Source organism: Nocardia yamanashiensis NBRC 100130 (assembly GCF_001613325.1).
Taxonomy (GTDB): domain Bacteria; phylum Actinomycetota; class Actinomycetes; order Mycobacteriales; family Mycobacteriaceae; genus Nocardia; species Nocardia yamanashiensis.
The window spans coordinates 191157-210819 of the sequence record NZ_BDCD01000004.1 but is presented as its reverse complement, the minus strand read 5'-3'; the positions used below and the strand labels follow the sequence as shown (position 1 = coordinate 210819).

Here is a 19663-nt window from a genome sequence, read left to right as displayed (position 1 = left end):
ACCGAAAGTGCTTTGCTCACTGCGGGTTTCAACGCGGCTCGACGGTGTCGAAGACCGCGCGGACTTCGGCGAGCACCGCGGGGAGTTCCTCGGTGGCGGGCGAACCCAGGGCGAGACGGAGCGCGTGTGGGACGTGCGGTGTGGTCGCGAAGAGGTCGGCGGTGCAGACTCGGATGCCGCGGCGGGAGAGTTCGGCGGCGATGCGGTCCATGCGCTGATCCGGGTCGATCGGGAGCCACGCGAAGTAGGAGCGCGGGTGGGCTATCGGGTGCAGGTGGCCGAGCTCTCGGTGCAGGATGCGTTGATGGTGTTCGGCGGCAAGGCGTCCGGCGTGTTCGAGGGTGTCGACGGTGCCGTCGGCGAGCCAGCGGATAGCCACAGCCGAGATCAGGCCGGGTGGGCTCGCCATGGTGGTGCGGAGGGTGCGGCCGATTGCGGGGGCCGCGGTGGGCGGCACAACCAGCATGCCGAAGCGCAGGCCCGCCGCGACGCTCTTGGAGAGGCTGGAGAGCCAGAAGGTTCGTTCCGGTGCGGCGGCGGCCAGTGGGCGGGGTGCGGGGTCGGCGAGGAAGGCATAGGCCGCGTCCTCGATAAGGAGCAGATCATGGTGGCGGGCAATCGAAACGAGCTCGCGGCGTTGACTCGCGTCCAGCACCCAGCCGAGCGGGTTGTGCAGGGTCGGCATGGTGTAGATCGCGCGGACGGGGCGGTGGGCGCACAGTCGGCTCAGCGCCGCCAGGTCCGGGCCGGTCGCCGTGGTGGGGATCGGGGCGAGTTCCAGGCCGTGCGCTCGAGCGAGGGACTTGAACCCGGGGTAGGTCAGGTCGTCCACCGCGATCACGTCGCCGGGCGAGAACATCGCGCGCACAACGAGATCCAAGGCGTGCTGGGCGCCATTGGTGAGCACGACTTCCGTCGCATGCGCCGGGACGTCGCGGCGGCGCAGGAAGTCGGCGACGATCTCGCGATCGTGTGGACGTCCGCCCGGCGGCTGCTGGCGCAGCACCGCATCGAGGTCCCCGGCGCCGGCGAGTTCGCGTAAAGCAGTGCGCAGCAGGTCAGCTCGGCTCGGTGAGAGGGGCTGGGTGAAGGCCAGATCGGCGCGGACCGGGGTCCTTTCCCGGGCATCGGTCCTGCTCGGTGCGGATGCAGAGCTCAAACGTAAGGAGCGATCGCGGACGAACGTGCCGCGTCCGGGCTCGCCCACAACCAGTCCGGCGCGCTCGAGCTCCGCGTACACCCGGGTGGCGGTCGCGACCGCGATGCCGTACTCGGCCGCGAGCCGCCGGTGCGTGGGCAGGCGGTGGCCGGGCGCCCATCGGCCGTCGGTGATCCGCGCCGCGAGTTCCGCGGCGACCTCCCGATAGGTGCGCATGATCGAACTGTACCTAGGACAATTTCTTGATCGTCCTGTCTCGGCGGCTCTAGCGTCCCGGGTCATGACCCTCTCCACCACCGAACTGCCGGTCCTGGACTACCTGCGCGCACAGCTCGCGGGCACGTTGAGCGAGGGGCAGACCTGCCAATTCCGGTATCCCACCGCCATTTCCAGGCTGCTCGGCATCCGATTGACCGAGATCGACTTGGGGCGCGCGGTGGTGGAGTTGGACACCGACCCGGTGCTGCACGGGAATCAGCAGGGCACGGTGCACGGCGGGCTGCTCACCGAATTGGCCGATGCGGCGATCGGCACAGCGCATTCCACGGTGGTCGCGGCCGGTGAATCGTTCACCAGCATCGATCTGCGCACCGTGTTCGTGCGGCCGGTCTGGCGGGACACCTTGCGGGCGAGCGCGTATCCGACGCATTCCGGGCGCACCATCACCCATTACCAGTGCGATATCACCCGTGGCGACGGCAAGACGGTGGCCACGGTGACGAGCATCGTGACCACCCTGCGCGGCGAACGATCGGCCGGGCGCTGACGAGGCAGCGGCTCAGGGACGAATGTCGCTGATGCAGTAGCCTTCCGAGCCGATATCGAGGGTGAAGGTGGTCGGCGTCGTGACGCCGGAGGAATTGGTGACCGGGACCGACGCCTCGACCTTGTCCGGATTCGTGAACGGGACGGTGATGTCACCGAATCCGACGGTGCCGGTGAGCTTCCCGGGATTGTTCGACAGCGTCGAACCCGCGCACACCAGCGGATACTTGCCTTCGACATCGTCGGCGTCGACCGGCTTGCCGACCCAGCGGGACAGGTAGCGGTAGACGGCGTACCGGGCATCGGCGGCGTTGAAGCCCGCCGGGGTGCCGATCGGGGTGACTCGCGGACAGGCGTAGCCGGAGGCGATTTCGCTGCGTTTGACGCTGACAGACCGGGTCGAGCCCTTCCAGATCACCGCGAACTGGCCGTCGAGGCCGGGCTGGGCGACCGCATCGAGAATGCCTGGCGTGTCGGCGTACATGGCACGCGCGTTGCCCGGTTCGATGGTCCAGCATTTGCGCACGAGCTGATCGAGATCGCCGGAGACCAGGTCGCGAACCCACGGGCTGAGCGCCGCGGCGGCCTTCGGATTGCCGGGCACCTCGCCGACCGTCACCGCCGGGCTCGCGGTGGCGGCAGGGCTGGTCGTGGACGAATCAGCCTGTACTGAAACCGATGTCGTCGCTCGCTGGGTGGTTGTTGTGCCGGATCCGGAACCGCTTCCGCCACATGCCGTCAGCGTCACGCAGGCCGCCGCGACCGTCAGACTCACTGCCCCTCGCCATGAAGTCCTCATCATCCCCGGGAGATTACCAGCTGGAGAACGATGCAATAAAATGTGAGCACTGCTCTTGATTGGAACCTCTGATCCGTTTTACCGTCATGGACATGAAGGCAAGCTCTCGCATATCCACCGCACTCCTGCTCATCGCCGCCGTCGTCTGCGCCAATGCCGCATTCACCGGACTGTCGGCGGCATTCGATTACCCGCACGTTCTCGGTCGTCCGACGGCCGAGGTGCTCACGCTGTTCCGGGCGAACCAGACCGCGGTCATGGCCTGGTTCGGGGTCCTGGCGATCGGGGCATTCCTCTTGGCCCCCATCGCGATCGCCATCGGCCGGACCGACGACTCGACGCTCATGCGCTGGGGCGTCCGGGCCGGTGTAGCCGCTGCCGCCGTTCAGGTGGTCGGGTTGCTGCGCTGGCCGTTGTTCGTCCCGTTCATCGCCGACACCGCCCTGGCCGACGGCGACGGATCCACCGCCGCACGGGCCTTCGAAACCGTGAACGTCGTGCTCGGCTCGTTCCTCGGCGAGACGCTGGGCTACCTGCTGACCGCTGCCTGGACCGCAATCGTCGCGATCCGATTGTCGCGCAGCGGTTTTCCGCATTGGTTGGCGACGCTCGGAGTGCTCTCCGCGGCGGCGATCGCGGTCGGCGTGGCCGCGCCGTGGGGTGTACCCGGCACGCAGCAGGTCAATTTCGCCGGGTACGTCCTGTGGAGCGTGTGGCTACTGATCCTGTCCGCGTGGTGGATTCGCGCCCGGCGCGTACCCGAAGACCTGGGCGAAGATGTCGGCCCCGTGACTGGTCGCCTCGGGAGCGCCGGGCGTCAGCCGGTAGGTGCGCCGTCCGCTGGGATCGCGTCCGGCGCGCAGGAACAGGTCCGTCGGGTGTCCGGCGGTGTAGCGCTGCCGGGCGAACTCGTGCAGGTGGGTGACCAGCACGATCTGCACGCCGGCATCGAGCAGCGCTGACAGGATCGGGTCGGCGATGGCGGCGGCATCGCGGTCATTGGTGGAGGCGAACGGCTCGTTGCAGAGCAGGATGCCGTGCGGGCGGAGCTGGTCGGTGAGTGCGCGCAGGCGGGCCAGCTCCTCGTCGAGGCGGCCGTGGCGCATGGCCGGGTCCTCGGCGCGCACGAAATGGGTGAACAGGCCGTCGCGGAGATCGGCGGTGCAGGTGCGGGCGGTGACGAACATGCCGGCCTGCAGCATCAGCCGGGCGCAGCCGACCGCGCGCAGGAAGGTGGATTTGCCGCCACTGTTGGCTCCGGTCACCACCGTGAAAGTGATTGCGGCGGCGTCGATATCGGTACCGATGACGTCGGTGCCGCCCAGTGTCAGAATCGGGTCGCGCAGGTCGGTGGCCGACAGGATCGGGTGGCCGAGGGGCGCGGGGGTCGGGAAGCACGTCGGGACACCGGTGCGGGTCAGCCGGTCGCGCAGGTTCACGCAACCCAGATAGAAGGCCAATTCGGTGCGGAGCTGGTGGAAGAAGCCCTGTACGTTCTCGGCGACCCGGCCGACCACCGCCTTGACGATGGCGAGCGCGGGGGCGGTGACGATCTTCAGGGGATCGCCGTCATGGAATTCGAAGTTCTCGAACGCGGTGAAGGTGCTGCCGCCGCGAGTGCCGAACAGTGATCGCTTGGCCGCCGCCGGGGGTTCGTGCAGGATCACATGGTCGATCTTGTTGCCGGTGCCGAGGGCGGCACTGAACAGCATGCCGTGTTCGAAATACAGTGCGGCCAGGTGCTTTTCGAGAACCGCGAGGTAGTCGTCGTCCAGCTGGGTGGCGAGGATTTCGCGGAAGCGGCGCAGTCCCGCCGAGGTGCCGGCGGGGTGCTTCTCGCAGATCTGCCGCAGTCGCCGCAGCAGGCCGACCAGTCCTTCGAGCGATTGCAGCGCCATGACCGTCCAGCGGCGCACGGTCGTGGCCTCGGTGGCCACGGCGTACAGCTCGTGCAGCAGTGCGGGATCGGCGCAGAAGTCGGCCAGCACCTGCTGGCGGTAGCGAATGATGTCGGGATCGGTGAGGCTCACCGGGACAACGGCTTTCGCCACCTCGGCGATGAAGTCGTCACCGGCCGCCATCGCCGTGTAGAGGTCCGCGAGACCCAGATCCTCGGCCACCGCATCGCCATTGCGCGCGACCGGCACTCGCTGTCCGGGCGGTTGGAGCAGTCCGATCGGGATCATCGCACGCGCTCCCGGATGGCGTCGTAGGTCAGCCCGTGCCGGTGCGCGACCGCCGCGGCGTAGGCCAGACCGTCCGGTGGGCGGCGTTCGATCCGGAAGGTCCGGGTGGCGTCGGCGTCCGAATCCACGCCCGCCACCATGCTCACCACCTCCGGACCGAAGCCGGCGAGCTCCTCCAGGAACGTCACGTACACCCCCGTCGCGCCCTGATCGATGAGTCTGCGCACCACTTCACCGCCGATGGAAACCGCGTCGGCGGCCGTGGTGGTGCTGAAGCTCTCGTTCATCACCACCACGCTGCGGTCGGTGACCGCGTCCAGGATCTCCCGCATCCGGGCGAGCTCCTGCGCCAGCGCGCCACCGGCGTCGGCGATATCGTCCTCGTGCACGAAGTGGGTGAACACCTTGTCCGGCAGCAGCATTCGGGCACGGGTTCCCGGCACGGGACAACCCAGGGCGGTGAGGTAGGCGAGCTGGCCGACCATGCGCGCGAAGGTGCTCTTCCCGCCCTGGTTCGGGCCGGTCACCACGATCAGGCGTTCGGGATCGTCGAGTCGAATGTCATTGCGCACCACCACCGCCGCCGGATCCCCGTGACGCGCCCGCGCGAGCATCACATCGAACGCGCCCTCGGCGACGATGCCGTCGAACCGTTCGGTGACCTCCGGATAGCAGAAGGTCAGCCCGCGCTCGCCGAGTCCGCGCACGAATCGCGAATAGCCCAGGTAGAAACGCATTTCGGCATCGACCCGCTTGAGCATCGGATCGACGAAGTCCCGAAACCGCCGCGCATGCCGCGCAAGTCTTTCGAACACGTCCGGAAACTGTTCGGTGACGGCGGCGATGAGCTGTTCCTCGACCTCGTTCATGTCCGGCCACGGATCGACCACGGGTTCCGGTCCTTCCGTATCGCCGGGCCGGAATCGGGCGAAGGCGGCGGCCAAAGTCTCGGTGTAGTCCGGCTGGCCACGGTAACGATCGACCACCACTTTGCGGCCGTTCACCTGAACGGTGTATCGGATCTCGTCCAGCGCCGCATGCACTTCCGCGCGGTCGCCGACCAGGCTGCGGAACCAGTCCCCCGCGATGTATTCCGCGAGCTGATCCCGCAACCGGCACAGCGCCCGCGACCGCACCGGCAGCACGCGCAGCGACTCCGCGAGCTCCGATACCGTGCGGCAGTACACCTCCTCGGCATCGAGCTGCCATCGATCCCGCTGTTCCAGTTTCCGGCCCTGACCGGAATGTCTTCGCACCGAATACATTCCGCCCCCGAATGCCTCGAACGCCGCACGAATCCGCTCGTCCTCGAGATCCCGAAACACCTCGTGCCGATACGCGACGGTCGCCACCTCGCGCACCGGCTGCCGCCAGATCGGATTCGGTTCATCCGGGTCAGCGGCAAAGATCCGATGATCAAGCTTCAGATCCGCGATGGTCACCACCGCCGCGCACTTCCCCTCCGCCTCGCCCGCCGGCCACAACGTGCTGACCCCCCGCACTGTCATTGCCCCGCAAGCCGTTCGGTCAACCGCGCCCTTACCACCGGCCAATCCTCGGCGATGATCGAGAACAACACACTGTCCCGAATCGTGCCGTCCGACCGCCGGAAGTTGCGCCGCAACACCCCCTCGTACTGCGCACCCAGTCGCGCGATCGCCTGCTGCGACCGACGATTGCGCACATCGGTCTTCAACTGCACCCGCCCGACATTCAACTTCTCGAACGCATGCTCGAGAAGCAGCAGCTTGGCCTCAGGATTGACACTCGTAGCCCACACCGCCGGGTCATAAAGCGTGAACCCGATCTCCAGCGCAGCATCCCGCGCCGAAACTCCGAGATACGCGGAAACCCCCACCACGCGATCCGCTTCGATCCCCGCCACCACCCGCCGCAGCCGCACAGTCCAAAGCTGCCAATCCGGCAACGCACACCGAGCTTCGAGATGCGCCCGGAACTCCTCCGGCCCGGCCGGCCGCCAAGGCACGTGCGCCCAGACATCATCATGGTCGAGCGCATCAAACAGCCCGTCGGCATCCTTCGCCGGATCCAACGGCGTCAGCACCACCGTGGTCCCCACGAGCTCCGTGCCGTCAGGAATCGGCCAAACCATTTCAGGCCAGGGCTCATCGGCGGGCCGCACATCCACCACCGGATGAAACCTGCTCATTTCTTCGAAGCTCACAACTCGACATTAGAGGGTGGCAGCGTGGGCATGAGGCCCCGGAGAGCCGGTTCCCACTCGGGGTAGCGGGCGGGGAAGCACCGGCCCAACAGGTCGGCCATGATCGCCGGAGCCGTCGACGCTCCGGGAGATGCACCGAGCAGACCGGCGATACTGCCGTCCGCGGCGGTGACCAGTTCGGTGCCGAAGGTCAGCTCGCCGACCTTGCCCGGGTGCGGTTTGACGACCTGGGCGCGCTGGCCGGCCTGGATCAGGGTCCAGTCCGCAGGGGCGGCGGAGGGGTAGAAACGTTGCAGCTCCGCGAATTTGCGGCGGCGAGTGGCGACGAGCTGACTCAGCAGATAGACCACCAGGGACAGATTCTGAAGGCCGGCGGCCAGCAGAACCGCGATATTGCGGAGGCGGATGGTGGTGAACAGGTCGATGAGGCGGCCGTGCTTGAGGAGCCTGGTGCTGAAGGTCGCGTACGGGCCGAACAGCAGTGATTCGGTGCCGTCGACCAGTCGTTTGTCCAGGTGCGGGACGGACATCGGCGGTGCGCCCAGCGCGGCTTGGCTGTACACCTTCGCCTGGTGACGGGCGACCACGTCTGGATTGTCGGTGCGCAGGAACTGTGCGCCGAATGGGAAGACCGCGTAACCGTCCACTTCCCGAATCCCGGCCCGTTGCAGCAGTTTCAGGGAGTAGCCGCCCGCCCCGACGAAGACGAAACGTGCTCGCACGGTATGTCGGCGCTTGGTCGTTCGGTCGCGTACGGTGAGCGACCAGACGTCGGCCTCCTTGCGGAGCTTGATCACCTCTTGGCCGAGGTGGACCTGTGTGCCCGTGGTCTTCATGCCGTCCACGAGTAGCCGGGTGAGCGCACCGAAATCCACGTCGGTGCCGCCCTCGAAGCGGGTTGCCGCCATTGGCTCGCCGGGTTCGCGGCCATCCATCAGCAGCGGCGCCCATTGCGCGATCTGCTCGGGATCCTCGGTGAACTCCATCGCCTCGAACGCGGGCAGCGCCGTCATGGTTTTGTATCGGGCCCGCAGGTAATCCACATCCCGCGCGCCGAAGACGACATCGAGGTGCGGGGTCGGAGTCACGAAATCCTGGTTCCCGAGCGTGTTCCAGAATTCCCGCGACAGCCGGAACTGCCGGGCGATCTCCGCGGCCCTGGCCGGATCGTCCGGGTCGGGCATGTAGTTCAGCTCGCAGAATCCCGAATGCCCGGTACCTGCGTTGTTCCAGGGATCGGAACTCTCCGCGGCCAGGTGATCGAGGCGCTCGAACAGCGTTATCGACCAGTCCGGTTGCAGGCGTGCGAACATCGCGCCCAACGTCGCGGACATGATGCCGCCGCCGATCAGTGCGACATCCAGAACCTCCGGAGCCGCAAGGGATTCCATTGCCTGTGCTGCCATTTGACGCCTCCCGCTCTGGTACTGCGGGAATCGTCACACCGGGCAGATTCATCCGTCCAATATCGATTGCGAGCCAATACGATCCGAATATGGATCAGTCGCCGTATGCGCAGTTGGAGGCGCTCGCGCCGCTGCTCGCGGCCTTCGATACCGCAGCCGGTGAGGGGCACGTCACACGGGCGGCGCAGGTACTGGGCGTGCCGCAGTCATCTTTGAGCCGCAGGCTGAAGGCGGTCGAGAAGGCGGTTGGGATTCAGCTTTTCCAACCGGTCGGTCGTGGAATCACGCTCACGCCCGCGGGGCGCGAGTTGTTCGAACGGACCCGGGAGCTGGTGCGTGGCCTGGACGATGCGGTCAATGTGGTGCGTGGGAACGCCGATCCCGAAACGGGTCTGGTGCGGTTCGGATTTCCGCTCAGTCTCGGGCCGGTCAGTGTGCCGGCGCTGCTGGCGGACTTCCACAGGAGCGCGCCGCGAATCAGATTGCATTTGGTGCAGGCGCACGGGGAGGCACTCGCGGAACAGATACGGACCGGTCGCTTGGACCTTGCCGTGATGATTCCGGCGCCCGACGATCTGCCCTCGACGGTCTTGGGGTATCAGCCCATTCAGCTGTACGTCGCTCGCCGGCACCGGCTGGCCGGACGGGAATCCGTGGACCTGGCCGAGTTGGCCGAGGAACGATTCATCGCCAACCCACCCAGCTATCACTTGCGCCGGCTGCTCGATTCCCGGTGCGCCGAAGCGGGATTCACCCCGGTCGTCGCGTTCGAGATCACCGAATTCGATACCCTGCGCGCATTGGTCGGCCACGGCCTGGGCATCGCGCTGCTCCCTGCACCGGAGACGCCGCACCCTGAGCTGCACCCGGTGACCCTGCGGAACCCGCCCATCCGCAGCATCGGACTGGTTTCCGGCACGCATCGCCCGACACCCGCGGTATCCCGCTTACACACCTTCATCGCCGCCCATGCGATGACTCACATGGGCGGCAATGCGGGTAGGGGTGCGGATCAGGCGCGGTCGTAGGCGTCCTGGAGGACTTTGAGGTCGATCTTGGACATGGCGCGGAGGGACATGGCGACGGCGAGGGCCTGTTCGGGGGTGCCGCTCATCAGGGTCGGCATGGCGGCGGGGGCGACCTGCCAGCTCAGGCCGTAGCGGTCGGTGAGCCAGCCGCAGGGGCCGGGGGCGCCGCCGTCGGTGAGGGCTGCCCACAGGTGGTCGATCTCTTCCTGGGTGTCGACGACCACCTGGAGGGAGATGGCGTCGGTGAGGGGGTGGTCGGGGCCGCCGTTCATGATGGTGACGGCGTGGCCGGCGAGGTCGAGGGTGACGATGAAGGCGGAACCGTCGGCGTTGCGGGTGACCTCGTGGATCTTGGATCCGGGGACGGTCGCGACGTAGAACTCGGCGGCTTCCTCGGCGGACTGCTCGAACCAGATGAAGGTGTTCAGGGTGGTCATGATGATCTCCTGGGCAAGGGGTTTGAACTACTGTCAGCCCAAGGTCGGAGCCGCCGACCGGATCTCGACACATCGTCCGGAGATTTCCGGAGAAATTTTCGGGCGATGCCGGGGGAATGTGAAGTTAGGAGCACCTTGGTGGAAGCGACGTTCGATACGGCCGCGCTGGTCGGGCACCACTATCGCCTCGACGACTACTACGAGGTGGGTCGCGAGAAGATCCGCGAATACGCCCGTGCCGTGCAGGACTTCCATCCCGCGCACTGGAGCGAGGCCGCCGCGAACGAACTCGGCTATGACGGACTGGTCGCCCCGACCACGTTCTTCTCGATTGTCGCCATGCTGGCCAACCGCCGCCTCTTCGAATCCGTCATCACCGGATACGGCGTGTACGTCCAGACCGACCAGGTCTTCGAGATGTATCAGCCGGTCGTCACCGGTGACCGCGTCACCAGCGACGTCGAACTGACCGCGGTGCGCACCGTCGCCGGCCGCGACCTGCTGACCGTCACCAATACCTTCACCGCCCAATCCGGCGAAATCGTCCAGATCATGCACACCACCGTCCTCGGTCTCACCGCCGAAGACGTCGACGCCGACATCACCCCCGCCATCGAGCGCGTGATCATGCACGGCATCGAACGCACCGCCGTGACCGATCCGGCCGCTCCCTCCACCCCGGACTACGGCCCCCACTCCACCGCGAGCCGCGACCGCCTCCCCCGCACCGCCGTCGACTTCGAAAAGCTCTCGGTAGGAACCGAACTCCCGCCCCGCACCGCCCGCCTCACCCGCGGCGACCTGGTCAACTACGCCGGCGTGGCAGGCGACGCCAACCCCATCCACTGGGACGGGGCCATCGCCGCCAAAGCCGGTCTCCCCGACGTGATCGCCCACGGCATGCTCACCATGGCCCTGGGCGCCGGCTTCGTCACCGATTGGCTGGGCGATCCCGGCGCCCTCCTGCGCTACAACGTCCGCCTCTCCAACTACACCATCATCGAAGCCGAATCCGCCGGGACCGTGGAGTTCACCGCCCGCGTGAAATCCCTCGACCCCGAAACCAAGACCGCCGTCCTCGTCATCACCGCGAAGTCCGGCGGCCGCAAGATCTTCGGCCTCGCCACCGCCGAAGTCCGCCTCAGCTGAGCAACTCCCCACCCCGAGCCATGAATCCGCTCGGGGTGGGCAATCAACCGCCGATGTGGTTCCCGGGGTCGGGGCCGATCCAGTTGTGTCCGATGCGGTACTCGCGGAGATATTCGGTGTGCCAGCGCGGCCAGTCCAGATAGATCGCGCCCGCCGCCGCGCGATAACGGCGGTATTGGCCGCGGGCGGTCCGGAAGGATCGCCGGGATTCGCGCGCCGCTCGCCGGGCTTTCGCGAGTGCTGCATGCAGTTGGCCCGGGGTGAGTTCAGTAGGCGGATCGGTGTAGATGGCGGATCTTCTCAACATGGCCTGTTCCCTCCCGGACGTATTGTGGCGCGCCTCGGAAGCAGGAGCCAGACGCCGGTTTCGATGGGTTGACCAGGCGAACCGACCGCCGGATTTCGTTAGTTAGCGTAATGCAACTATATTGGGACGCTGTTCGCACTGTTCGACTCCTGGGGAGGCTCAGATGGCTACGGCTCCCACCACCGGCTTGGACGCCGATGATGTGAAGACCATTCGACGGCGGCTTCGGGTCGACCGGGATCATCCGCATTACAAGTGGGTGGCGTTGTCGAACACGACGCTGGGGATGTTGATGGTGACCATCAACTCCTCGATCGTGATCATTTCGCTGCCGGCCATCTTCCACGGGATCGGGCTGAATCCGCTCGAGCCGGGGAACGTGAGCTATCTGCTGTGGCTGCTCATGGGATTCCTGCTGGCGTCGGCGGTACTGGTGGTGCTGTTCGGGCGGCTGGGCGACATGTTCGGGCGGGTGCGGATCTACAACCTCGGGTTCGTGGTGTTCACGGTGTCGGCGATCGCGTTGTCGTTCGATCCGTTCACGCACGGCGGAGGCGCCATGTGGCTGATCGTGTGGCGCGTGATCCAAGGCGTGGGCGGCGCCATGCTGATGGCCAACGCCACGGCGATCCTGACCGACGCGTTCCCGGTGCAGCAGCGCGGATTCGCACTGGGCATCAATCAGGTTGCGGCGGTGGCCGGTTCGTTCCTGGGCCTGGTGATCGGCGGCGTGCTGTCGGAGTGGGATTGGAAGGCCGTCTTCTGGGTGAGCGTGCCGTTCGGCATTCTGGGCACCGTGTGGTCCTACCGGTCGCTGCACGACTTCGGGGCACGGACGCCGGGATCACTCGACCTGCCCGGCACGGTCACGTTCGCGCTGGGACTCACCGCGCTGCTGACGGGCATCACGTACGGCATTCAGCCGTACGGTGATTCGGCCACCGGCTGGGGCAACCCGTGGGTGATCGGCGCCGTGGCCGGCGGGCTGGCGCTGCTGGTGCTGTTCTGCTGGATCGAAACCAAGGTCGCCCAGCCCATGTTCCAGCTGTCGCTGTTCAAGAACCGGGCGTTCGCGTTCGGCAATCTGGCCGGCCTCATGTCCTCGATCGGCCGCGGCGGCCTGCAGTTCATGCTGATCGTGTGGCTGCAGGGCATCTGGCTGCCGCTGCACGGATACGACTACGAGGCCACGCCGCTGTGGGCCGGTATCTACCTGCTGCCGTTGACCATCGGCTTCCTGGCCGCCGGACCGGTGTCGGGCTGGCTGTCGGACAAGTACGGCACCCGCCTGTTCGCCACCCTCGGCATGGTCATCACCGCGGCGACTTTCGTTCTGCTGGTGGTGATTCCGGCCGACTTCAACTACTGGGCGTTCGCCGCCATCATCCTGCTCAACGGCCTGGGCTCGGGCATGTTCGCCTCCCCCAATACCGCCGAGGTGATGAACAGCGTCCCGGCGTCCCAGCGCGGCGTCGCCTCGGGCATGCGCGGCACCCTGTTCAACGGCGGTATGGCGCTGTCCATGGGAATCTTCTTCTCGCTCATGATCATCGGCCTGTCCGGTCCGCTGCCGGACGCCATGAACTCGGGCCTGCAGGCCCAGGGCGTCCCCGCCCAGGTCGCCGGCCAGGTCGCGGATCTGCCTCCGGTGGGCAGCCTGTTCGCCGCCTTCCTCGGCTACAACCCGATCGAGGAACTGCTGGGGCACAGCGGCGTGCTGAACCAGCCGGGCGTGCACGCCGATGTGCTCACCGGACGCGAGTTCTTCCCGAACCTGATCTCCGGTCCGTTCCATTCCGGCCTGGTGGTCGTGTTCCTCGGCGCGGCCCTTATGATGCTGATCGGCGCGGTGGCGTCGTGGTTCGCCGGTACTCCGAAGGTTCTCGACGAGGCCACCGAACTCCGCGAAGCCGACCGCGCGGGAATCTGACCCCATGACGCAGGAGGATGTGCTGACCGAGTCCGCGAGTGTCGCCGACACCGAGCAGCTCACCGAAGCCGCCGATCTCTACCACGCGATCGGCCGCACCATCCGGCTCCTGCGCCACTCCGGGGATCTGGGCGCGCTGAGCCCCGGCTCGGCCTCCGCCCTGGCCACGCTGGCCCGTTCGGGTCCCATGCGCTTGAGCGATCTCGCGCAGGTGGAACGGGTCAGCGCGCCCACCATGTCCCGCATGATCACCGGTCTGGAGAAGGCCGGCTACGTCTCCCGCGACGCCGATCCGGAAGACGGCCGCGCCCAACTGCTTTCGGTGACCGGATCGGCCCACGACCTGGTGAGCGGCTTGACCTCGGCCCGCATTCAACGCTTCGCGGTCGCGATGGAACGCCTCGATCCGGAGCAGCGGGCCGCACTGCGATCGGCGCTGCTGACGCTTATCGACGCGCTCGACGAGTAGTCCCCTACCGGGTGTCGCCGATCGCGCGGTGCGCGGCGAGCTGAGCGCGGTCGGCGGCATCGCGCCCGGCCTGCCAGCCTTCGGCGCTGCCGACGGAGATGCGGGAGGATTTCGCGGCGGGGAAATACGTGTCGAAGGCTTTGTCCACGTCCTGGCGGCGCGCCGCCAGCACCGGCAGCAGGCGTTCGGGGGCAGCGGATTTCGCGATGGTGGCCTGTTCGGCGGCGGCCAGGCGTTCGCCGATGCGGGTGGCATAGGCGATGAGGAAGGATTTGCGGAAGGTGCGGCTGCGCGCCTGAGTGCTGCGGTCGTCGTCGTTGCCGGAGGCGATCATGGCCCGGGTTGCCTGCACCAGCAGCGAGGTGGTGAGGAGTTCGACTGCGTCCAGGTCGGTTTCATCGCCGACGATCGCCACGAAACCCCATTCGGCGGACAGGATGACACGCGAGCGGTTGGCTTTGGCGACCGCGTCCACGAGCAGCGCTTTGGCATCGACGTAAGGGGTTTCGAGCCAGAGGCGGCGGGCGCCGGGCAGATCGACGGCGCGGTGATCGGCGTCGACCAGCACCTGATCGATGGCGTACCTGGTCATCAGCTCTTGGGCTTTGGCCGAGAGGGTTTCGGCTTCCTCGGGGAAGGCGGTGGATTCGGCTTTGGCGAGCAGACCACGCACTCGGCCGAGCACCTTCTCGTCGACGGCGTGGTGGCTGCGCAGTTCCGGTTTCGCGGTGCCGGGCAGGGGGCGGATGAGCGGCATCGCAGGAAGTTGCAGGAGCAGGGCGAGCGCTTCGAGCACGGTGGTGAGCGCTTCGACCGGCGTCAGCAATTGCTTGCCCGCCCATTGTCCGAAGTGCGGTTCTCCGGCCGACCACCAGATCGTGGCTTCGGCTTCGTCGAGCTGGGCCAGCCAGGTCGGGTCGACGGTCTCGGCGGGGAACGGCCGTACGTGGGCGGCCATCGCGTCGATGAGATAGCTCCGCGCGAACTCGTCCACCCGGCGGCGCGCCACCTGATCGATATCGCCCGGCAGCCACCCGTTGCGGAACACCGCCGAAACGAGTTGCCGCGCGGCCGAATCCGCGCCCGGACCCAGCGCGGGCAGCGCGCCCAGATCGTCGGCGCACTGCCGTGCCGCCTTCGCATTGCCCCGGGCCACGGCCAAAGCGCCCGCCAGAATCGCCTGACCGACCTGCTCCGCAGTCGAATCGTCCCCGAGCCCGGATGCGCCGAGCACGAACCCCGCATCGCCCGCCGCGGCCCGCTGCCGCTCCCGATGCCGCCGATTCTTGCCCATCCACCTCACCCGTCGCCGCTACACCCAAGGCTTCGAAGGTTAATCGGGCGCTCCGACAACCTTCGAACCGCCTCGGCGGCGCCGGCTAACCGGTGTAGGTGCGGTGCCGGATATTGGCCCGCACGCGCCCGATGAGCCCGGCGGTGTGCATGATCCACAATCCGGTCGGCACGATCTTGCGGGTGAACGGATTCAGCGGATTGCACACGACCGCCGTCAGCAGCGAAAGCAGCGTGGCGCGGAAAGGAATTCGCGGGCAGCCCAGCGGCCGGTGCTTCATGCACACCTCGGCGTAGGTGTACCCGTAATCGAAGCACTGGCTCCACGCGTCCCGGAAATTCCGGCGCAGCCGGTAGGCGATCATCGCATCGGGCGCGTGCCCGAGTTTCTGCCCGGACTGCTGCAACCGCCACGAGATGTCCACATCGTCCGCGCCGGTGAACAGGGATTCGTCGTAGCCGCCGATCTTTTCGAAGGCCGTGCGCCAGTACGCCGTATTGTTCCCGTTCGCGAACGGCATCCAATGTGTGGCGAAGCCCTGCTCCGGCGGCGGCACCGGACGCCAGGTCGAGGACCTGCGATCGTTGAGGCTGTCGCTTTCGATGGCTCCGCTCACCGCGTCGAACTCGGCGGCGGTGCGCACCATCGCGCTCAGCCAGCCCGCGTGCGCCCGATCGTCCTGATCCACGAATGCCAGGAAATCACCCGTGGCGACGGCGGCCGCATTGTTGCGGGCGAACGGCGCCCCGCGTTTGGCGGAACTGTCGACATACCGCAATCGCAGTTTCGCGGTGAGCGGATGTCCCTCGATATGTTCGCGCAGCCCGTCTTTCGACCCGTTATCGCTCACCAGGACTTCGTATTCGCCGGTGTAATCCTGGTGCGCCAGTCCGTCGAGTTGTTCGTCGAGATCCGGCAGCCCGTTGTACACGGGGATGATGATGGACACCAGTTCGGGAATTCGATTCGCCGACAGTGGAGCACTCATGTGGTGGAGCAGTCACATTCTCGAGGGTCGATGCCCCGTCACCAGGGTATCGGGCTGAACAAAGGTCGAGCGCGAAGGTATCCGCGATGCGGGCGACCGAAGCGTCGGTGAACACTCTTTCAGCTGTCCGACCGGTGAACAATCCCCATTTTTCAGCCGTGCAGGTAGCGGACCAGATGCTCGCGTTCGGTCTGCAGTTCGGAGATCTGGCTCTTCACCACATCGCCGATGCTGACGATGCCGACCATGCGCCCGCCGGCCACCACCGGTAGATGCCGGACCCGGTGTTCGGTCATGGTGGCGTTGAGGGTTTCGACCCGGTCCTCCGGCGAGCAGGTGTGCACGGCCGCGGTCATGATCGCCGAAACCGGCTGGTCCAGCAGGTCCGCGCCATAGGTGTGCAGGTGCCGGACGATATCGCGCTCCGAGGCGATCCCGGAGATGAGCCCGCCGTCCGGGGACACGATGACCGCGCCCACATTGTGCGCCGCAAGCACTCTCAGCAGTTCGCGCACCGTTGCATCGGGTGCGATCGTGACTACGTCGGCGCCTTTCCGGCGCAGGATTTCGGAGATTCGCATATGTCCACCGCCAACCCTCGGGACCATCGATGCTTAACAGGATCGCGCGATTTGCCCCGGGTGAACAGCAAAGATTACGCGGCGATACCTAACCGGACGCGAGGGCGTCGGGGCGCGGACACGCTGGGTACGGCGCAAGGCCGAGCAGGTCGGGATCCCGGCGCGGCCGATCCGGATGTTCAGGCCGCTTGACCCGGCAGGCCGCCACCGGACCGTGCCATCACAGCGACTGATGCTGGGAATCGAAGGTGAACACGCGACCGCCCAGCATCACCTGACTGCCCGGTTCCAGCGCGACCGGATGCCCCGGCACGGCGCGCGCCCACTCGACCCGCCCGGGCAGCTTGATGTGCGTTCCGTTGGCCGAACCGCGATCGAGCACGGTCACCTCCCATTCGGTCAACCGGATCTCGGCGTGCACCCGGGACATGCCGCCCGAGACGTCGGCCAGCCGTACCGGTTTCGCACCGCGCCGCACCCGCTCCGATCGTTCCGGTTCCCGCCCGATCACCAGGTCCTCGTCCAGAACGTACGAATTGCCGTCGTCGAGGAGCAGTACGCCCAGCGGTGGCCGCGCGCCCTCGACCAGCACGCACGTGGACTGGTCCATGCGAATTCCGCACGTGGTGCAAAACGACACCCGCGGGTCGTTCAAATGCCCGCGCGCACACTTGAACCCGCGCACCACCACGCCGCTCCGGACCCGCGCCGGAGTCGCCTGCGCCTCGGCGCCCGAGGCGGATGGCATCGCGTGCTGATATGCATTCGCTGCCGCCACAGGGCTTTTCGGCCCGCTCACGTCGCGGTTGTCGCTCGCCTTGACAGGCCGTTCGCGAAGCGCGATCCGGGGGTTGCTCGCCGCGGATACATCCGAGTCACCGAGCCACAGCACCGCACCCGAACCGGGCATCCGGCCTTCGCGCAGCGACCACACGCCCGGCGCCGGCAGCTCGTCGCGTGCCGGATCCTCATCCACGAATACCGCGGCCGCACGCGCGGGGATGGGATCCACCACCCGATCGACGGTGAAACCCGCATCGCTGCCGTGCAGGACTACCCGCCCGTCCTCCCCTTCCAGGATCGCGGTGATCCCGCCGTGCAGGAACACCGCCAGGGCCCGCGATCCGGGGGTGAGCACACCGAACTCGACCTGCTCCTCGTCCTCGCGCCCCATCAGCCAGGTCGAGACCAGCCGCGCGAAAGTGCGTCCGGTGCGGCGCGTTTCCCGCGCGGCAGCCTCCTGCACCAGCTCACCGAGCTTGTCCAGCACCGCGATCGATTCCGATCCGGGACCGACCGGCCCGTCCTCCCGATGCGCGACGACCAGCACCACACCGTCCACACACGCCACCAGGTGCCCGCCGGGCAACACCTCCACCCGCCCCGTCATACGATCCGGCCTCCGTTGAACCGCCACCGTGGCAGCAGTACCCGGATCGGGCCGTTGACGAACAGCCAGAACGCCAGCCAGGTGAGGACGAAATCGATCGTGAAAGCGAGCGCCGAGGGCCGTAGGTCCCGTGGCACCACGACGGTCGTCCGGTACACCAGCAGCCCCATGAGAAGACCCTCGTTCACGATGGTCACCAGCCCGAACAGGGTTGGCCAGTCCTTCTCCCATCGGAATTGCTGCAGGAAGTGGTACAGGAGTTCCCACCCGATGCCGGCGAGCACGACCGCCGCCAGGATCGACAAGGTCATCCGGTACGCCTGCCCCAGCGACAACGCCCCGCTCGGCAACAGCGGCGTCAGGACCGCAGCCACGAGAAACCCGACCACGCCGAGCACCAGCACCCGGGTCTGCAGCCGGCCGTTGAGGGTCGGGGTCATTCCGGAAGCTTCTTGTTCAGCATCCACAGCCACCATTGGTGCACCGAGCGCAGCGCGTGCAACTTGCGGCAGAAGCCGAGCCCAGCCAGATCGTCGGCGATTTCCGATGCGGCGTACTGCAATCCGAGAAAGGAATCGACGCTCGCGTAGTACCCGCCGAGCGTGGCGCTGCCCGAAGCGTACAGCCGGCCGGGTGCGCTGCGGGCGCCGATGAGCTCGAAGGTGGGTTCGACATCGAGTCGCTCCAGCGGATTGCGGCGCGCCCCGGTGTGCGCGAGCAGGTCGGCCAGCAGCCGGTGCTCGCGTATATCGGCTTCCAGTCCGGTGCAGTCGATGACGTAGTCGGCGTGCGTATCGAAGGGGCGCTCCGGCGGCCGGAAAGGCAAGGGTGCGTACCGGTCCGGGTCGATGGTGGTGACCACGCTGGCGTTGGTGCCGCCCATGGTTTTCAGCAGGGCGGCCCGTTCCCGGCCTTCGAGTTTGCGTAACCGGGTCTTCAACTGTCCGCCCCAGGTCGCCTTGGGCCAATTGAAGCCCTGATACGCCCAGCCGTCACCGCCCTTGCGCATGAAAACACTCGACCCGTGCGGGCCGGCGACATAGGTCCGGAACAAATGCAGGATCTGGGTATGGAGGCCCAGGCGATCGCGATCGTCGATGAGGCGTTGCAGCACCCGGCTGGCAACTATTCCGCTGCCGCGCACCATGACGGTTCCGGGACGTCGTTGCAGGGCCTGATAAACGTGCTCGTGCGGCTCATAGGCATTCACCACCCGTGCCGGATCGCGGTATTTCTCCCGATACGCCTGGAGATCCGGTAGCAGGCGCAGGCCGGGATAGCCGATGGCGATGTGAACATAGGTGCTGCGAAAAGCAATTCGCTTGGTCCGGGTGGCCCCGGCCGGTGGGGTGAGAATGGTGTAGTAACCGCCGCCGCGCCGCTTGCGCACCATGCGCACCTGCCCCTTGTACAGCGATTGCGCGAACCCGATCCGTTGCGCCTCGCGCTCCATTCCCGCGAGGACCTGGCCGCCGCCCACCGTCACCAGCGGCACATCGATCGCCGGAATCCCGGCCGCCCCCACCATCTCATCGGTCCAGGCGTCGGTTTCGATGAGCCGTTCGTCGATGTCACCCCGCATTTTCCGGA

General features: G+C 67.1%; 19 protein-coding genes and 1 pseudogene. 6 read left to right on the top strand and 14 right to left on the bottom strand.

Annotated elements, in window-relative coordinates; genetic code table 11:
- Positions 1 to 28: 28 nt before the first annotated feature.
- A complete protein-coding gene (locus tag NY1_RS04705) occupies positions 29 to 1375 on the bottom strand; it encodes an aminotransferase-like domain-containing protein (protein WP_067708736.1) in 1347 nt (448 codons plus the stop codon).
- 64 nt (positions 1376 to 1439) lie between these two features.
- Here NY1_RS04705 and NY1_RS04700 point away from each other — a divergent pair, with 64 nt between their 5' ends.
- The gene (locus tag NY1_RS04700; RefSeq protein ID WP_067708733.1) at positions 1440 to 1925 is read left to right on the top strand and encodes a PaaI family thioesterase; all 486 of its coding nucleotides are present in this window, start codon (positions 1440 to 1442) and stop codon (positions 1923 to 1925) included.
- A 12-nt stretch (positions 1926 to 1937) separates the two neighbouring features.
- On the opposite strand, the gene NY1_RS04695 is transcribed toward NY1_RS04700, so the two are convergent.
- Positions 1938 to 2543, bottom strand: coding sequence for a hypothetical protein (locus NY1_RS04695; RefSeq protein ID WP_084534647.1), 606 nt, complete (start codon positions 2541 to 2543; stop codon positions 1938 to 1940).
- 266 nt (positions 2544 to 2809) lie between these two features.
- On the opposite strand from NY1_RS04695, the pseudogene NY1_RS44415 reads away from it, so the two are divergent.
- Positions 2810 to 3388: pseudogene (locus NY1_RS44415) on the top strand (DUF4386 family protein); the annotation flags it as partial.
- Between the two features lie 51 nt (positions 3389 to 3439).
- On the opposite strand, the gene NY1_RS44135 reads toward NY1_RS44415, so the two are convergent.
- Genes NY1_RS44135 through mqo form a run of 4 tightly spaced genes read right to left on the bottom strand, consistent with a single transcriptional unit; the run spans position 3440 to position 8500 of the window.
- On the bottom strand, positions 3440 to 4909 hold the full coding sequence (locus NY1_RS44135) for a MutS-related protein (RefSeq protein ID WP_084534645.1): 1470 nt from the start codon (positions 4907 to 4909) through the stop codon (positions 3440 to 3442).
- Positions 4906 to 6417, bottom strand: coding sequence for a MutS-related protein (locus NY1_RS04685; protein ID WP_084534644.1), 1512 nt, complete (start codon positions 6415 to 6417; stop codon positions 4906 to 4908). Before NY1_RS04685 ends, NY1_RS44135 begins: the two co-directional genes overlap by 4 nt.
- Positions 6414 to 7094: a GNAT family N-acetyltransferase gene (locus NY1_RS04680; protein WP_233434203.1), complete on the bottom strand. Its 681-nt coding sequence runs from the start codon at positions 7092 to 7094 to the stop codon at positions 6414 to 6416. The genes NY1_RS04685 and NY1_RS04680 overlap by 4 nt, the downstream gene beginning before the upstream one ends.
- On the bottom strand, positions 7091 to 8500 hold the full coding sequence (gene mqo / locus NY1_RS04675) for a malate dehydrogenase (quinone) (RefSeq protein WP_067708725.1): 1410 nt from the start codon (positions 8498 to 8500) through the stop codon (positions 7091 to 7093). The genes NY1_RS04680 and mqo overlap by 4 nt, the downstream gene beginning before the upstream one ends.
- Positions 8501 to 8589: 89 nt before the next feature.
- Here mqo and NY1_RS04670 point away from each other — a divergent pair, with 89 nt between their 5' ends.
- Positions 8590 to 9528: a LysR substrate-binding domain-containing protein gene (locus tag NY1_RS04670; RefSeq protein ID WP_067708723.1), complete on the top strand. Its 939-nt coding sequence runs from the start codon at positions 8590 to 8592 to the stop codon at positions 9526 to 9528.
- Here the strand turns inward: NY1_RS04670 and NY1_RS04665 are convergent.
- Positions 9513 to 9965, bottom strand: coding sequence for a VOC family protein (locus tag NY1_RS04665; protein WP_067708720.1), 453 nt, complete (start codon positions 9963 to 9965; stop codon positions 9513 to 9515). The genes NY1_RS04670 and NY1_RS04665 overlap by 16 nt on opposite strands.
- Positions 9966 to 10103: 138 nt before the next feature.
- Here NY1_RS04665 and NY1_RS04660 point away from each other — a divergent pair, with 138 nt between their 5' ends.
- Entirely contained in the window at positions 10104 to 11114 is a 1011-nt protein-coding gene (locus NY1_RS04660) for a fused (3R)-hydroxyacyl-ACP dehydratase subunits HadA/HadB (RefSeq protein ID WP_067708717.1), read from the top strand.
- Positions 11115 to 11157: 43 nt separating this feature from the next.
- Here the strand turns inward: NY1_RS04660 and NY1_RS04655 are convergent, their stop codons facing one another.
- Positions 11158 to 11421 carry a hypothetical protein gene (locus NY1_RS04655; RefSeq protein WP_067708714.1) on the bottom strand — a complete coding sequence of 88 codons (264 nt, stop codon included), beginning with the start codon at positions 11419 to 11421 and terminating at the stop codon, positions 11158 to 11160.
- Positions 11422 to 11584: 163 nt separating this feature from the next.
- Here NY1_RS04655 and NY1_RS04650 point away from each other — a divergent pair, with 163 nt between their 5' ends.
- The gene (locus NY1_RS04650) at positions 11585 to 13351 is read left to right on the top strand and encodes an MFS transporter (protein ID WP_067708712.1); all 1767 of its coding nucleotides are present in this window, start codon (positions 11585 to 11587) and stop codon (positions 13349 to 13351) included.
- Between the two features lie 4 nt (positions 13352 to 13355).
- Complete coding sequence (locus NY1_RS04645; RefSeq protein WP_067708709.1) at positions 13356 to 13820, top strand: MarR family winged helix-turn-helix transcriptional regulator; 465 nt, start codon at positions 13356 to 13358, stop codon at positions 13818 to 13820.
- Positions 13821 to 13824: 4 nt separating this feature from the next.
- Here the strand turns inward: NY1_RS04645 and NY1_RS04640 are convergent, their stop codons facing one another.
- The 6 genes from NY1_RS04640 to NY1_RS04615 all read right to left on the bottom strand — a co-directional run bounded on the left by NY1_RS04640 (position 13825) and on the right by NY1_RS04615 (position 19655).
- Complete coding sequence (locus NY1_RS04640; protein ID WP_067708706.1) at positions 13825 to 15114, bottom strand: DUF2786 domain-containing protein; 1290 nt, start codon at positions 15112 to 15114, stop codon at positions 13825 to 13827.
- Positions 15115 to 15199: 85 nt separating this feature from the next.
- Complete coding sequence (locus NY1_RS04635) at positions 15200 to 16102, bottom strand: glycosyltransferase family 2 protein (protein ID WP_067708703.1); 903 nt, start codon at positions 16100 to 16102, stop codon at positions 15200 to 15202.
- A 152-nt stretch (positions 16103 to 16254) separates the two neighbouring features.
- On the bottom strand, positions 16255 to 16683 hold the full coding sequence (locus tag NY1_RS04630) for a CBS domain-containing protein (RefSeq protein ID WP_067708701.1): 429 nt from the start codon (positions 16681 to 16683) through the stop codon (positions 16255 to 16257).
- 220 nt (positions 16684 to 16903) lie between these two features.
- Positions 16904 to 18073 carry an FHA domain-containing protein gene (locus NY1_RS04625; protein WP_067708698.1) on the bottom strand — a complete coding sequence of 390 codons (1170 nt, stop codon included), beginning with the start codon at positions 18071 to 18073 and terminating at the stop codon, positions 16904 to 16906.
- Positions 18070 to 18513, bottom strand: a complete 444-nt coding sequence (locus NY1_RS04620) for a hypothetical protein (RefSeq protein ID WP_067708696.1) — start codon at positions 18511 to 18513, stop codon at positions 18070 to 18072. The genes NY1_RS04625 and NY1_RS04620 overlap by 4 nt, the downstream gene beginning before the upstream one ends.
- Positions 18510 to 19655 (bottom strand): hypothetical protein, encoded by a 1146-nt coding sequence (locus tag NY1_RS04615; protein ID WP_067708695.1) that lies wholly within the window; start codon positions 19653 to 19655, stop codon positions 18510 to 18512. Before NY1_RS04615 ends, NY1_RS04620 begins: the two co-directional genes overlap by 4 nt.
- Between the last annotated feature and the right edge of the window lie 8 nt (positions 19656 to 19663).